Source organism: Streptomyces sp. NPDC001848, assembly GCF_042891915.1.
Classification (GTDB): domain Bacteria; phylum Actinomycetota; class Actinomycetes; order Streptomycetales; family Streptomycetaceae; genus Streptomyces.
This window is the reverse complement of sequence record NZ_JBIATP010000005.1, coordinates 440,116-452,923: the sequence shown is the minus strand read 5'-3', so window position 1 is coordinate 452,923 and position 12,808 is coordinate 440,116. Positions and strand designations below refer to the sequence as shown.

The following is a 12,808-nucleotide window of genomic DNA, read 5'->3' as shown; positions in this document are numbered from 1 at the left end:
ACCGGGCCCTCGGCCATCCTTGCGTCGTGGCGGCGATCGCCGCCACCGGCGCGGGACCGGTGCGCGAGCAGCTGCGCGCCCGGGCGCTGGAGGCGCGCGACCGCCTCGCCGGGATCGCCGCAGACGAGTACGACCACTACCTCGCCCTGCGGGCCGCGGCCACCGACCGCGACAGGCCGGAGGCAGACGGCGACGATCGTATGCAAAGAAGACTTCTTCCCGCGCTGGCGGTGCTGGTGCCGAGCCTCGGAGCCGCGGCAACCGGGGTGTTCCTGCTGTGCGGCTTCGGACTGCGGGCCTTCGCCGTGCGGCCGCACATCGGCGACGGGCTGGTGATGTCCGGGGTGATCGCCGCCGTCGTGACGGCGGGAGCGGCCCTCGGCGACCTCGCCTGGCTCCTGGCGGCCCGTGCCCGGGCCCGCCGCGGCGACGGCCACGACCCGGCGGACCGCGATCCCCGGGTGCGCCGGGCCCGCGAGGTCTGGGAGCGTACCCTGTTGGAAGGGGCGATCGTGCCGTTCCTCCTCGAACACGCGGACCTGGAACGTGCCGGTCTCGAGCACGCCGAGGAGAGAGCCCCGTAGACTTCGCCGGGCTCTCCTACGGGTGAACGTCTCGCCCTGGCGTGCGTCCCGCGCCGCCCCTGGCGGGACCGCGGGCTGGGACGCATCCTTGCCGGACTCCTACCCTAGGAAAAGCCACCGTTACCCCTACGAAATGTAGGGTCGATACGAGTGCTTCCGTCCACGCCGGTCGCTCCGGCCTCTTACTCGTCAAGGTGAGTCATCGCGGTGCCCCCACAGCAACAAGCAGTGATCGTCCAGCAGCGCCCCCGGCGTCCGCAGGGCGCGGCGGGGGAGGGGCCGTCCCTGCCCGCGCGCCTGGGCCCCGGCGCGGCCGTCGCCACGGTCTGGTACCTGCGGCTGATGGCCCTGCTGAACATCGTGGCCGTCGTCTCGCTGCCCTTCCGTGAGGAGGTCCACGAGCACAACGGCGGTCAGTTCTTCACCCCCTACCTGGCCACGGCCGGTCTGGTCTCGGCGGTCCTCGCCCTGTTCCTGGCCGCGGTCATGCGGCGACGCAAGCGGGCGGCGTGGATCGTCAACATGCTGCTCGCCGGGCCGCTGCTCGCGCTCTACCTGGCCGCCCTGACCCAGCACGACTACAACCGGCACGTCTTCAACTGGATCTCCGCCCTGCTCACCGGCCTGTTCGTGGCCGCGCTGCTGCTCGGCCGCAAGGAGTTCCGGGCCGTGGGCGACCCCTCCAACCCGAAGCTTGCGCTGATCGTCGCCGTCTGCGGCATCGTCGTCAGCGGCGGCATCGGCACCTGGCTGGTGGACGCCACCAACAAGGCGCACAGCGGCGCCGCGGCCTCGCTGGCCGACAAGATCGTGTACGCGCTGCTGCGCGGCGTCAGCGTCGGCCCGCTCGCCGACCACATCGAGCATGTGCACGCCCCGCGCTGGGTGGACATCACCATCAACATCCTCACCGCGGCTACCTTCCTCCTCGTCCTGTACGCCTGCTTCCGCGCTCCCCGCGGCCGCGAGCTCCTCGGCGAGGAGGACGAGCGGCGGCTGCGCGAACTGCTCGCCAAGCACGGCGAGCGGGACTCGCTCGGCTACTTCGCGCTGCGCCGCGACAAGGCCGTGATCTGGTCCCCGAGCGGCAAGGCCGCCATCACCTACCGGGTGGTCGGCGGCGTCACCCTCGCCTCCGGCGACCCGATCGGCGACCCCGAGGCCTGGCCCGGCGCGATCGAGGAGTGGCTGGAGGAGGCTCGCCGGCACGCCTGGACGCCCGCCGTCATGGGCGCGAGCGAAGAGGCCGGCACGATCTACGCCCGGCACGGCCTGGACGCCCTGGAACTGGGCGACGAGGCGATCGTGGAGGTCGCCGACTTCACCCTCGAGGGGCGTGCGATGCGGGTCGTGCGGCAGGCGCACAACCGGGTCCGGCGTGCCGGGTACACCGTCACGATCCGCCGCCACGGGGACATCCCCGAGTCCGAGATGGCCGAGCTGATCGAGAAGGCCGACCACTGGCGCGACGGCGCCACCGAGCGCGGCTTCTCCATGGCCCTCGGCCGCCTCGGCGACCCCGCCGACGGGTCCTGCATGATGCTGGAGTGCCGCGACGGCGAGGGCGAGCCGCGGGCCCTGCTCAGCTTCGTCCCCTGGGGTGAGCACGGCCTCTCCCTCGACCTGATGCGCCGCGACCGCGACTGCGAGAACGGCCTGATGGAGTTCATGGTCATCGAGCTGCTGCTGCGCGCCCGCGACCTCGGCATCGAGCGCGTCTCGCTCAACTTCGCCATGTTCCGCGCCGTCTTCGAACGCGGCTCCCGCCTCGGCGCCGGCCCCGTGCTGCGGCTGTGGCGCTCGGTGCTGACGTTCTTCTCCCGCTGGTGGCAGATCGAGTCCCTCTACCGGGCCAACGCCAAGTACCGGCCGGTGTGGGAGCCCCGCTTCCTGCTGTTCGAGAACACCCGCGACATACCGCGCATCGGGATCGCCAGCGCACGGGCCGAGGGCTTCCTGGACGTGCCGAGCCTGCCGTCCCTCTTCGGCCGCCGGCACGCCCCGGCCGCCGAGGGACAGCCGAAACTGGCGTACGGAAGCGGCCGGTGACGGCGGGCACCACGGCCGCAGGTCATCGAGCGGAAGGTCATTGATCGGCAAAGTCCCGGGTCCGCGGTGAGACACCGCGCCCGGGACTTCGTACGAGTGGGGAGCGGGAAGCCCCCCGCGCCGCCCGCCCCTTCCCGGAGGTACCCCGCCCGTGACCGTCGTCAAAGCACCCCCGGCCCCGGTCGACCGGGGCCATGACGAGGAGCCTTCGCAGGGCTGGCAGTTCAACTCCTCCCTCGGCCTGACCCTGCTGCTGCTCCTGCTGGTCGTCGGGCAGGGCCCGATCCGCCGGGCGCTGGGCGCTCCGGTGATGCAGAGCTGGATGACCGTGTTCCTCGCGGTGGTCGTCCAGGCGCTGCCGTTCCTCGTCCTCGGCGTACTGCTGTCCGCGGCGCTCGCGGTGTTCGTCCCGCCGTCGTTCTTCGCCCGCGCGCTGCCGAAACGGCCCGCGCTCGCGGTGCCCGTCGCCGGGGTGGCCGGGGCGGTCCTGCCCGGCTGCGAGTGCGCCTCGGTCCCGGTCGCCGGGGCGCTCGTGCGCCGGGGGGTGACGCCCGCGGCGGCGCTGGCGTTCCTGCTGTCCGCGCCCGCGATCAACCCGATCGTGCTGACCGCCACGGCCGTCGCGTTCCCGCGTGACCCGGAGATGGTCCTCGCCCGGTTCGTGGCGAGCCTGCTGGTGGCGTGCGCGATGGGCTGGCTGTGGCAGCGGCTCGGCCGCACCGACTGGCTGCGGCCGCCGGCCCGGGCGTCATACGAGGGGCAGAGCAAGGGGGCCGCGTTCTGGGGGTCCGTACGGCACGACGTGATGCACGCCGGGGGCTTCCTGGTCGTCGGCGCCATGGCCGCGGCGACCCTCAAGGCCGTGGCACCGGCGAGCTGGCTGCGGACGGCGGCCGGCAACCCGGTGGTGGCGGTCCTCGCGCTCTCCGTGCTCGCGGTGCTGCTGTCCATCTGCTCCGAGGCGGACGCGTTCGTGGCGGCCTCGCTGTCGCAGTTCTCGCTGACCGCGCGGCTGGCGTTCCTCGTGGTCGGGCCGATGATCGACCTGAAGCTGTTCGCGATGCAGGCCGGCACCTTCGGCCGCGCCTTCGCGGTGCGGTTCGCGCCCGCCACCTTAGCGCTGGCGATCACCGTGTCCGTCCTGACCGGGGCGGTGCTGCTGTGAACCGCCAGGCACAAGCGGCCGTCCTGTTCCTGGTCGGCGGGGCCCTGCTGCACGCCGGGACCACCGGTCTGTACCTGCGCTACGTCAAGGCGGGACTGCAACCGCTGCTGCTCGCGGCCGGCGCCGTGCTGCTCGCGGCGGCGGCCGCCACGGTCTGGTACGAGCTGCGCCACGCGCGGGCGGCCCGGCAACACCCCGGCGGCGAGTCACACGATGAACGTGACGAACGCGACAAACGTGACCAACACGACGACGGGCATGGCCACGCCCACCGCGAGCCGCGGATCTCCTGGCTCCTCGTCCTCCCCCTGTTCGCGCTCATCCTGGTCGCGCCGCCCGCGCTCGGCTCGTACAGCGCCGTGCGCTCCGGTACGGCCCTGCAGCCGCCCCTGGCCTACCCGGCCCTGCCGTCCGGCGACCCGGTCAGGCTCGGCCTGGTGGACTACGCGGGCCGCGCGGCGTACGGCCACGGCCGCTCCCTCGACGGCCGGAAGGTGGAGATCACCGGATTCGTCGCCGTGGACCACGCCGGGACGCCCTACCTGGTCCGCATGGCCCTCAACTGCTGCGCCGCCGACGCCCAGCCGGTCAAGATCGGCCTGACCGGCAAGCTGCCGCCCGTGCTGCAGCCGGACTCCTGGCTCGACGTCACCGGCACCTACACCGCGAAGCGCACCAAGGACCCCGTCAACGGCGGGATCATCCCGTACCTCGACGTGATCCGGGCGAAGCCGGTCGGGACCCCGAGCGACCCGTACGACGAGAGCTGGAACAGCTGAGCGCGGGTGCCGCGACAGGCAACGTTCGCCCCGCCGCGACGCCCGGCACGCTCCCCCAAGCTCTTCGAGCATAGGGGACCCCCACTCGCCGCACCGGCCGAAACCCCAGGTACGTCCAGTACGAGGGCTTCCGGCCGGAACTCCCCCAAGCTCTTCGAGCAGGGGGTACCCCCGGAGCACGCACCGGACGCCGCTCCTTGACGGGCAAACGTTGCCTGCCGCGGCACTGGTGACGCTGCCCGGCGGTTATCGGTTGCCCGGCGCGGGGGCGGGCCGGGGGTGGGTCGCGCTTGCCGACGCTCGCAGGGCGCCGCTGCGCCCATCCATGCCGCCCTGAGGGTCCCCCCAGGCCGTCAAGGACCGTCAAGGCTCTGGGGGAGGCACGACTGCCCGCAGCTACCTGAGACTTCCGGCAGCTACCCGCGACCGCCGCAGCTACCTGAGACCGCCCGCGGCTACGCGTGCCCCGCGCGCTCCCGTACCACCTCGCTCGCCCTCTTGTCCTCCCGCAGGCCCAGGAACCGTGGATGGCGCAGCATGCCGTCCCTCGTCCACTCCGTGAACGCGATCTGGGCGACCAGTTCGGGTCGTACCCACCGGGCACCCCTCTCGCGCACCGGATCGGTGAACGGCGAGGCGGCGGTGGTCAGTTCATCGATGCGGGTGCGCAGGGCGAGCAGGGTGCGGCGGTCGAAGCCGGTGCCGACCTTGCCCGCGTAGCGCAGGCGGCCGCCCTCGTGGTGGCCGAGCAGCAGGGCACCGAGGCCGACCCGGCTGCCGGCGGGTTCGGTGAAGCCGCCGATGACGAACTCCTGGCCCAGGGAACACTTGAGCTTGAGCCAGTCCGTGGAGCGGCGTGACTGGTAGGTGCTGTCGGCCCGCTTGGCGATCAGCCCCTCCCAGCCCCGGGCACACGACGCGGCCAGCAGCTCGGCGCCGCCCTCGTTGCGATGGGTGGTCAGCCGCAGTGGGTCCCGGTAGGTCAGCGCGCGCCGCAGCAGCGACTTGCGGGTGCGCAGCGGCAGCCGCCGGGTGTCCGCTCCCGCCAGCCGCAGCAGGTCGAAGAGGTAGTAGGTGACGGCGACCCCGCTCGCCTCGACGTCCCGTCGCCGTGTCAGCCCCATGCGCCGCTGGAGGAGGGAGAAGTCGGTGCGGCCGTGCGCGAACGCGACGATCTCGCCGTCGACGGTGAAGTCCGCGCAACTCTGGGCGGTGAGCGCGTCGACGATCTCCGGGTAGGTGGCGTTGAGGCGGTGGCCCGAGCGGGACAGCAGTACAACCCGGTCGTCCTCGCGCACCGCGAGCACACGGACGCCGTCCAGCTTCCGCTCGAAGATCCACTTTCCGCCGCCGGAGAAGTCGCGCCGGTCGCTGAGCGTGGCGAGCATGGGCCGGGCGGCGAGTTCGGTGCCGGGACGCGCCGTGCCGACCAACCGGCGCTGCTCGGCGGGCAGCGCCTGAAGGAGGCCGCTCATGACCCCTCACCCCTCACCGCCGTCCGCGGCCACCTGCGCGAGCGTGCGCCCGCTGCGGACCGACCGGGCGCGGCGCGGGTCGGGCGTCCCCTGGCCGCCGGAGCCGGCACGGCCCGCCTTCACCAGCAGCCATGCCTCCTGCCTGCCGCCCCTCTCGCCGCCGCGGAACCGGGTGAGGGCGTACTCGCCGTGCAGCTTCGACCCGTCGAGCCGGAACGTGGCGTGCCCGCGCTCCAGCGACTCCTCGAAGGGCACGGGGTGCCCGCGCCGGTCGTGGCTGAGCGGCCGGTAGGTGCCGCGGTCCCAGACGATCACGGTGCCGCCGCCGTACTCGCCCGCCGGAATGACGCCCTCGAAGTCCTCGTACTCCAGCGGATGGTCCTCGGTGGGCACGGCGAGCCGCTTGTCACCGGGGTCGGCGGACGGGCCCTTGGGGATCGACCAGGACTTCAGGACGTCGCCGACCTGGAGCCGGAAGTCGAAGTGCAGGGTGCTCGCGTCGTGGATCTGCACCACGAAGTGGGGCTCCGCGCCCGGAGCCGCCGTCTCGCCCCGGGGCTCGGCGGTCCGCTCGAAGTCACGCTTGCCGCGGTACTCCCGCAGCCGATCGCTGCCGCTCACGTCCGGCTCCTTCCGACTCGGTCCGGCGCCCGAGTACCCCGCAGGTTCCCGGGACCACCCGGTAGGTGTGAGCGGGTACCCTCCGAGACATGCGGATCTCGGTCTCCTCGGACATGGACGAACCCGTCGCCCGCGGCCTCGTGGCGGAACTGCGCGCCCGCGGCCACGAGGTGCTGACCCACGGGGCGCTGAGCCCCGGGGACGACCCGCAGTGGGCGGCGTGCTCCCAGGCCGCGGCCCGTGACGTCGCCGACGGGCGTTCCGAGCAGGCGGTCGTGTGCTGCTGGACCGGTACGGGCGCGTCGATCGCCGCGAACAAGGTGCCGGGCGTACGGGCCGCCCTGTGCACCGACGCGTACACGGCGGAGGGCGCCCGTCGCTGGAACGACGCCAACGTGCTCGCGCTCAGCCTGCGCCTGACCTCGGAGCCGCTCCTGAAGGAGATCCTCGACGCCTGGTTCGCCGCCCGCCCCAGCGAGGACCCCGAGGACCGGGAGAACGTGGCCCGCGTCGGACGGCTCGACGCCACGCGGGCCGGCTCCTGACGACCTGAGGCGATGGCGCCGGTCAGCCGCCCGCCACCAGTTCCGCGACCGGCTCCATCACCATCGCGGCGGACGACTCCACCGCCATGCCGCCCCGCACGCTCCACAGCCACAGCACGTCCCGCCCGAACGACCACACCAGCGACGCCAGCGCGCACCCGACGACCCCCACGTTCGCCGCGTACGGCAGCAGCCCCGACGCGGCCACCAGCAGCGCGACGCCCTGCACCGCCGCCACCGTCTTGCGGGCCATGCTCGGCGGCAGTTCGCCGTTCAGCCACGGAAGCACGCGGGCCGCGGCCACGAACACGTACCGCATCGCGCCGATGAGCAGCACCCACGGGCCCAGCGCCATCGACACGTACACGCTCAGCACCAGGATCAGGAACGCGTCGACCTCCATGTCGAAGCGCGCGCCCAGCGCCGTCGACGTGCCCGTGCGGCGGGCCACCTTGCCGTCCACGCCGTCCAGGACCAGCGCGACCGCCGTCAGCCCCACGAACACCCGCACCGGCGGCGCGCTCTCGAACGAGTCCGCGACCAGCGCCGTCACCCCGCCCACCAGGATCGCCCGGCCCAGCGTCACCCGGTTGGCCGGGCCGAAGGAGGTCAGCCGGGAGCGGAGCACGGCGCGGGTGAGCACGGCCCAGGTGGCGAGCGCGAACGCCAGGCCCGTCAGCCAGCCCGCCGGCCCCATGCCGATCGCCGTGCCCAGCAAGGTCAGCAGCAGTACCTGCACGCCCGCCCCCACGGTCGTCTCCTGCTGCAAGAGCCTCGCCTCGTATGTGTGGTTCAGGGCCACCGCTCACCCTCCGGCCAAGTGACAGATTGGATCTTCGCGCGTACCTTGTGCGCGACTTCTCGTAGCTGCGTACGTGGTGAAACGCCGGATCGTTCAGGGAGACGCACATGGACCTCACAGCTCGCGCCTTCTGGCTGCGTTCGCCGGGCCTCGGGGAGCTGCGGGAGGCGCGGCTGCCGAAGCCCGGTGACGGCGAGGTGCTGGTGCGCGCGCTGTACTCCGGTGTCAGTCGCGGCACCGAGACCCTCGTCTTCCGCGGCGGTGTCCCCGTCAGCCAGCACGCCGCCATGCGGGCCCCGTTCCAGGAGGGCGACTTCCCGGCCCCCGTGAAGTACGGCTACCTGAGTGTCGGGCAGGTGGAGCAGGGGCCGGAGGAGTTGGTCGGGCGGACCGTCTTCTGTCTGTACCCGCACCAGAGCCGGTACGTCGTCCCCGCCTCCGCCGTCACCGTCGTCCCCGACGCCGTGCCCGCCCACCGCGCCATCCTGGCCGGCACGGTCGAGACCGCCGTGAACGCCCTGTGGGACGCGGGCCCGCAGCTCGGTGACCGGATCGCGGTCGTCGGCGGCGGCATGATCGGATGCTCCGTCGCCGCCCTCCTCGCCCGCCACCCCGGCGTCCGCGTCCAGCTCGTCGACGCCGACCCGGAGCGCGCCGAGACCGCCCGCGCGCTCGGCGTCGACTTCGCCCTGCCCGAGGACGCCCTCGGCGAGTGCGACCTCGTCGTCCACGCCAGCGCCAGTGCACAGGGGCTCGTCCGCGCCCTGGAACTCCTCGCGCCCGAGGGCACCGTCGTCGAGCTCAGCTGGTACGGCGATCGGCGCGTCACCCTGCCGCTCGGCGAGGCCTTCCACTCCCGCCGCCTCACGATCCGCAGCAGCCAGGTCGGCACCGTCTCGCCGCGCGCCCGCGCCGGACGCACCTACGCCGACCGCATCGCCCTCGCCCTCGACCTGCTCGCCGACCCCGCGTTCGACGCGCTCATCACCGGCGAGTCCCGCTTCGAAGACCTCCCCGACGTGCTGCCGCGCCTCACCCGTGGTGAGCTCAAGGGGTTGTGCCACCGCATCCTGTATCCCGCCGACTGAGTCCCGGGGGTCCACAAGGCACCCCCCAACCGCCCGAGTTGCCCGCCCTTGGGGCAAACTCCCAAGGAATTCCCAAGGAACCTCCGAACAAGGAGAACGGGCAGCTGAACAACGCGGAGGGGTCAGCCGTACTACACGGCATACCCCGGAAGGGGACCAGACGCACCGCACCTGGAGGGTCGTCCGTTGTTCAGCATCACCGTCCGCGATCACCTGATGGTCGCCCACAGCTTCCGCGGCGAGGTCTTCGGACCCGCGCAGCGCCTGCACGGAGCGACGTTCCTCGTGGACGCCACCTTCCGCCGCGCCGAGCTGGACGACGACAACATCGTCGTCGACATCGGACTGGCCACGCAGGAACTGGGGGCGGTGGTGAGTGAGCTCAACTACCGCAACCTCGACAACGAGCCGGACTTCGCGAACATCAACACCTCGACGGAGTTCCTGGCCAAGGTGATCGCCGACCGCCTCGCCGAGCGGATCCACAAGGGCGCGCTCGGGGAGAGCGCCCGGGGCATCGCCGGCATCACCGTCACGCTGCACGAGTCGCACATCGCCTGGGCGAGTTACGAGCGTGCCCTGTGACGGACACGACCATCGACCACGCGTCCGTGCACACCACCGGGCAGCCGGCCCAGCCCCGTCTCGGCTATGTGCCCGTGCAGAACACGGCCCTCAGGAACGCGGACATCGTCCCCATGTCCCTGCGTACCGTGCACTTCGTGATGCCGGGCGGCGTCGACGATCCTGCGCGCCCGAGCGGCGGCAACGCCTACGACCGCCGGATCTGCCTGGACCTGCCCGGCTTCGGCTGGCAGGTGGAAAGGCACCTGGTCGAGGGCTCCTGGCCGCGGCCCGGCGCGCAGACCAGGGCCGAACTCGCCCGTACGCTGCGCGACCTGCCCGACGGCACGGTCGTCCTGCTCGACGGCCTGGTCGCCTGCGGCGTCCCCGAGATCGTCGTGCCCGAGGCCGAACGCCTGCGCCTCGCCGTCCTGGTGCACCTGCCGCTCGGCGACGAGACCGGGCTCGACCCCGAGACCGCGGCCGAACTCGACGCCAAGGAGCGCGACACCCTGCGGGCCGTGCCCGCCGTGATCGCCACCAGCGACTGGGCGGTGCGCCGGCTCGTCTCCCACCACGGGCTCGCCCCCGAGCGGGTCCATGTCGCCGCCCCCGGCGCCGACATCGCCCCCCTCGCCCCCGGCACCGACGGCGTCTCCCGGCTGCTGTGCGTCGCCGCCGTCACGCCCCGCAAGGGGCAGCACCGGCTCATCGAGGCCCTCGCCGCCGTGAAGGACCTGCCGTGGTCCTGCGTGTGCGTGGGCGGGCTCGGCCACGACCCGGAGTACGTGGAGCGGCTGCGCGCCCTCATCGACGAGCACGGTCTCGGCGACCGGCTGCACCTGACCGGGCCGCAGTCCGGTGCCGAACTCGAGGCGAGCTACGCCTCCGCCGACCTCATGGTCCTCACCTCGTACGCCGAGACGTACGGCATGGCCGTCACCGAGGCCCTGGCGCGCGGCATCCCGGTCCTCGCCACCGATGTCGGAGGCCTTCCGGAGGCGGTCGGGCGCGCGCCGGACGGCGGGGTGCCCGGCATCCTCGTCCCGCCGGAGGACCCCGCCGCGATCGCCGCGGAGCTGCGCGGCTGGTTCGGCGAGGCGGACGTACGGCGCCGGCTCAAGGCCGCCGCGCGCGGCCGCCGGGCGGCACTGGACGGTTGGGCGACCACGGCACGCAGCCTGGCGGGTGTGCTGGGCCGGCTGCACGAGCCTCGGAGGGCGGTATGAACACGGGTACGACATCGGCGGGGGCCGAGGCGTCCACGGAACCGGAGCCCGGGGCGCTCCCCGCGATCCCCGCCCCCGGAGGCGGCGAGACCGAGGTGCCCCGCTACGCCCCGCAGTGGCTGACGTTGCGGGAGCCCGCCGACGCGGCGGCGCGGGCGCACGAACTGCTCGACCCGCTGCGGATCCGGCTGGCGAACCAGCCGGGGCGCGGCACCGAGCTGATCGTGCACGACCTGGGCTGCGGCACCGGCTCCATGGGCCGCTGGCTCGCCCCGCTGCTCGACGGCGCCCAGCACTGGGTGCTGCACGACCGGGACCCCTATCTGCTGCACTTCGCATCGGTGGGGGCGCCCCGCGCGGCGGCCGACGGCGGCCGGGTGACCGTGACCACCCAGCGCGGCGACATCGGCCGGCTCACCGCCGACGCGCTGACCGGGGCGTCGCTGGTGACCGCGTCCGCGCTGCTCGACGTGCTCACCGCCGACGAGATCGACACGCTCGCCCGGGCCTGCGTCGGCGCGGGCTGCCCGGCGCTGCTGACCCTGTCCGTCGTGGGCCGCGTGGAACTGACGCCCGCGCACCCCATGGACCCGGACATCGGTGAGGCGTTCAACGCCCACCAGCGGCGAGGGGACCTCCTCGGTCCCGACGCGGTGCGCGCGGCCTGCGCGGCCTTCGACCGGCTCGGCGCGAGCGTACGGGTCCATCCGAGCCCGTGGCGACTCGGCGCAGGCCAACGGGAGTTGACGCAGGAGTGGCTGCGCGGCTGGGTCGGCGCGGCCGTGGAACAGCGCCCGGACCTCGCGCCCCGCGCGGAGACGTATCTGCGGGACCGCCTGGCCGCCTGCGCGGCGGGTGATCTGCGCGTCGTGGTCCACCACAGCGACGTACTGGTCCTGCCCCGCCGGACGGGAGGCGCATGATGACGACGTGGACGGCGGCTCCGGCGACGGCGGTGGAGGAGGTGGGAGCGCCCGTGGTGGAAACCGTCCCCGTGGCGGCCGTCACCCACGCCGAGGCACCCGCGCGCCGCCGGGCCCTGCGCGCCCTGCGCACCCACTTCGGGACCGTCGCCGGGGCGCTCATCCTCGGGGTGCTGCTGTGGCGGCTCGGGACCGGGGTGTTCCTCGACGGGCTGCGGCGGATCGACGTGCCGACCCTGCTCGCCGGGCTCGGGATCGGGGTGCTGACCACCGTGTTCAGCGCCTGGCGCTGGTGCCGGGTCGCCCATGCGCTCGGCATCCGGCTGCCGTTCGGCGCCGCCGTCGCGGACTACTACCGCGCCCTGTTCCTCAACGCGGCGCTCCCGGGGGGCGTCCTCGGCGACGTGCACCGCGCGGTGCGGCACGGGCAGAGCGCCGGTGACGTGGGCCGGGGTGTGCGCGCCGTCGTCCTGGAGCGCACCGCCGGCCAGGTGGCCCTGGTGGCGGTCGGTGTCCCTGCCCTGCTCACCCTGCCCTCGCCGGTGCTGGTCCAGGCCCGTCATCTGGCCGGCCTGACGGCGCTCGCCACGCTCGGCGCGCTCGCCATCGTGGTGGCCGTGCGCATGGGCCGCACCCCCCGCCCGTCACGCCGCCGCCGGGCACTCGGCGCCGCGTGCACCGAGGCGCGCACCGCCCTGCTGGCCCGCGGCAGTTGGCCCTCCGTCCTGCTGTCGTCCGTCCTCGTGCTCGCCGGACACCTGCTGATGTTCCTGGTGGCCGCACGGGTCGCCGGATCGCACGCCTCCCCGGTCACTCTGCTGCCCCTGGCCCTGCTCGCGCTCATCGCGATGGGCCTGCCGCTGAACATCGGCGGCTTCGGCCCCCGGGAGGGCGTCACCGCCTGGGCCTTCGGCGCGGCGGGCCTCGGCGCGGACACCGGACTGGCGGTCGCCGTCGTCTACGGCGTCCTCAGCTTCGTGGCGA

The 12,808-nt window shown here is 73.6% G+C and carries 12 protein-coding genes and 1 pseudogene; 10 read left to right on the top strand and 3 right to left on the bottom strand.

The window, feature by feature from the left end; all coding sequences use genetic code 11:
- Positions 1-26: 26 nt before the first annotated feature.
- The 4 genes from ACFYZJ_RS13385 (at position 27) to ACFYZJ_RS13370 (ending at position 4,577) form a co-directional block, all read left to right on the top strand.
- The gene (locus ACFYZJ_RS13385; protein ID WP_388566577.1) at positions 27-584 is read left to right on the top strand and encodes a hypothetical protein; all 558 of its coding nucleotides are present in this window, start codon (positions 27-29) and stop codon (positions 582-584) included.
- A gap of 207 nt (positions 585-791) precedes the next feature.
- The gene (locus ACFYZJ_RS13380) at positions 792-2,633 is read left to right on the top strand and encodes a phosphatidylglycerol lysyltransferase domain-containing protein (protein ID WP_388566575.1); all 1,842 of its coding nucleotides are present in this window, start codon (positions 792-794) and stop codon (positions 2,631-2,633) included.
- Between the two features lie 151 nt (positions 2,634-2,784).
- Positions 2,785-3,798, top strand: coding sequence for a permease (locus tag ACFYZJ_RS13375; RefSeq protein WP_388566573.1), 1,014 nt, complete (start codon positions 2,785-2,787; stop codon positions 3,796-3,798).
- Positions 3,795-4,577, top strand: coding sequence for a TIGR03943 family putative permease subunit (locus ACFYZJ_RS13370; RefSeq protein WP_388566571.1), 783 nt, complete (start codon positions 3,795-3,797; stop codon positions 4,575-4,577). The genes ACFYZJ_RS13375 and ACFYZJ_RS13370 overlap by 4 nt, the downstream gene beginning before the upstream one ends.
- A gap of 455 nt (positions 4,578-5,032) precedes the next feature.
- Here ACFYZJ_RS13370 and ligD read toward each other — a convergent pair whose 3' ends face one another.
- Entirely contained in the window at positions 5,033-6,052 is a 1,020-nt protein-coding gene (gene ligD / locus ACFYZJ_RS13365; protein ID WP_388566569.1) for a non-homologous end-joining DNA ligase, read from the bottom strand.
- Between the two features lie 6 nt (positions 6,053-6,058).
- The gene (locus ACFYZJ_RS13360; RefSeq protein ID WP_388566567.1) at positions 6,059-6,673 is read right to left on the bottom strand and encodes a DNA polymerase ligase N-terminal domain-containing protein; all 615 of its coding nucleotides are present in this window, start codon (positions 6,671-6,673) and stop codon (positions 6,059-6,061) included.
- An 89-nt stretch (positions 6,674-6,762) separates the two neighbouring features.
- Between ACFYZJ_RS13360 and ACFYZJ_RS13355 the strand changes: the two genes are divergently transcribed.
- Positions 6,763-7,218, top strand: a complete 456-nt coding sequence (locus ACFYZJ_RS13355; RefSeq protein WP_388566565.1) for an RpiB/LacA/LacB family sugar-phosphate isomerase — start codon at positions 6,763-6,765, stop codon at positions 7,216-7,218.
- A 22-nt stretch (positions 7,219-7,240) separates the two neighbouring features.
- On the opposite strand, the gene ACFYZJ_RS13350 is transcribed toward ACFYZJ_RS13355, so the two are convergent.
- Positions 7,241-8,020 (bottom strand): CDP-alcohol phosphatidyltransferase family protein, encoded by a 780-nt coding sequence (locus ACFYZJ_RS13350; RefSeq protein WP_388566563.1) that lies wholly within the window; start codon positions 8,018-8,020, stop codon positions 7,241-7,243.
- Between the two features lie 107 nt (positions 8,021-8,127).
- Here ACFYZJ_RS13350 and ACFYZJ_RS13345 point away from each other — a divergent pair, with 107 nt between their 5' ends.
- The 5 genes and pseudogenes from ACFYZJ_RS13345 to ACFYZJ_RS13325 form a co-directional block, all read left to right on the top strand.
- On the top strand, positions 8,128-9,108 hold the full coding sequence (locus ACFYZJ_RS13345; RefSeq protein ID WP_388566560.1) for an FAD-dependent oxidoreductase: 981 nt from the start codon (positions 8,128-8,130) through the stop codon (positions 9,106-9,108).
- Positions 9,109-9,294: 186 nt separating this feature from the next.
- Positions 9,295-9,693, top strand: a complete 399-nt coding sequence (locus tag ACFYZJ_RS13340; protein WP_388566558.1) for a 6-pyruvoyl tetrahydropterin synthase family protein — start codon at positions 9,295-9,297, stop codon at positions 9,691-9,693.
- On the top strand, positions 9,690-10,901 hold the full coding sequence (locus ACFYZJ_RS13335; RefSeq protein ID WP_388566556.1) for a glycosyltransferase family 4 protein: 1,212 nt from the start codon (positions 9,690-9,692) through the stop codon (positions 10,899-10,901). The genes ACFYZJ_RS13340 and ACFYZJ_RS13335 overlap by 4 nt, the downstream gene beginning before the upstream one ends.
- Positions 10,898-11,824: a class I SAM-dependent methyltransferase gene (locus ACFYZJ_RS13330; RefSeq protein ID WP_388566553.1), complete on the top strand. Its 927-nt coding sequence runs from the start codon at positions 10,898-10,900 to the stop codon at positions 11,822-11,824. The genes ACFYZJ_RS13335 and ACFYZJ_RS13330 overlap by 4 nt, the downstream gene beginning before the upstream one ends.
- Positions 11,821-12,807 (top strand): annotated as a pseudogene (locus ACFYZJ_RS13325) (YbhN family protein); the annotation flags it as partial. The gene ACFYZJ_RS13330 and the pseudogene ACFYZJ_RS13325, both read left to right, overlap by 4 nt.
- Position 12,808: the final 1 nt, after the last annotated feature.

Coding starts and splice junctions, on each gene's coding strand:
- ACFYZJ_RS13345 (WP_388566560.1), top strand. CDS start 8,128: ATGGACCTCACAGCTCGCGCCTTCTGGCTGCGTTCGCCGGGCCTCGGG.
- ligD (WP_388566569.1), bottom strand. CDS start 6,052: ATGAGCGGCCTCCTTCAGGCGCTGCCCGCCGAGCAGCGCCGGTTGGTC.
- ACFYZJ_RS13355 (WP_388566565.1), top strand. CDS start 6,763: ATGCGGATCTCGGTCTCCTCGGACATGGACGAACCCGTCGCCCGCGGC.
- ACFYZJ_RS13330 (WP_388566553.1), top strand. CDS start 10,898: ATGAACACGGGTACGACATCGGCGGGGGCCGAGGCGTCCACGGAACCG.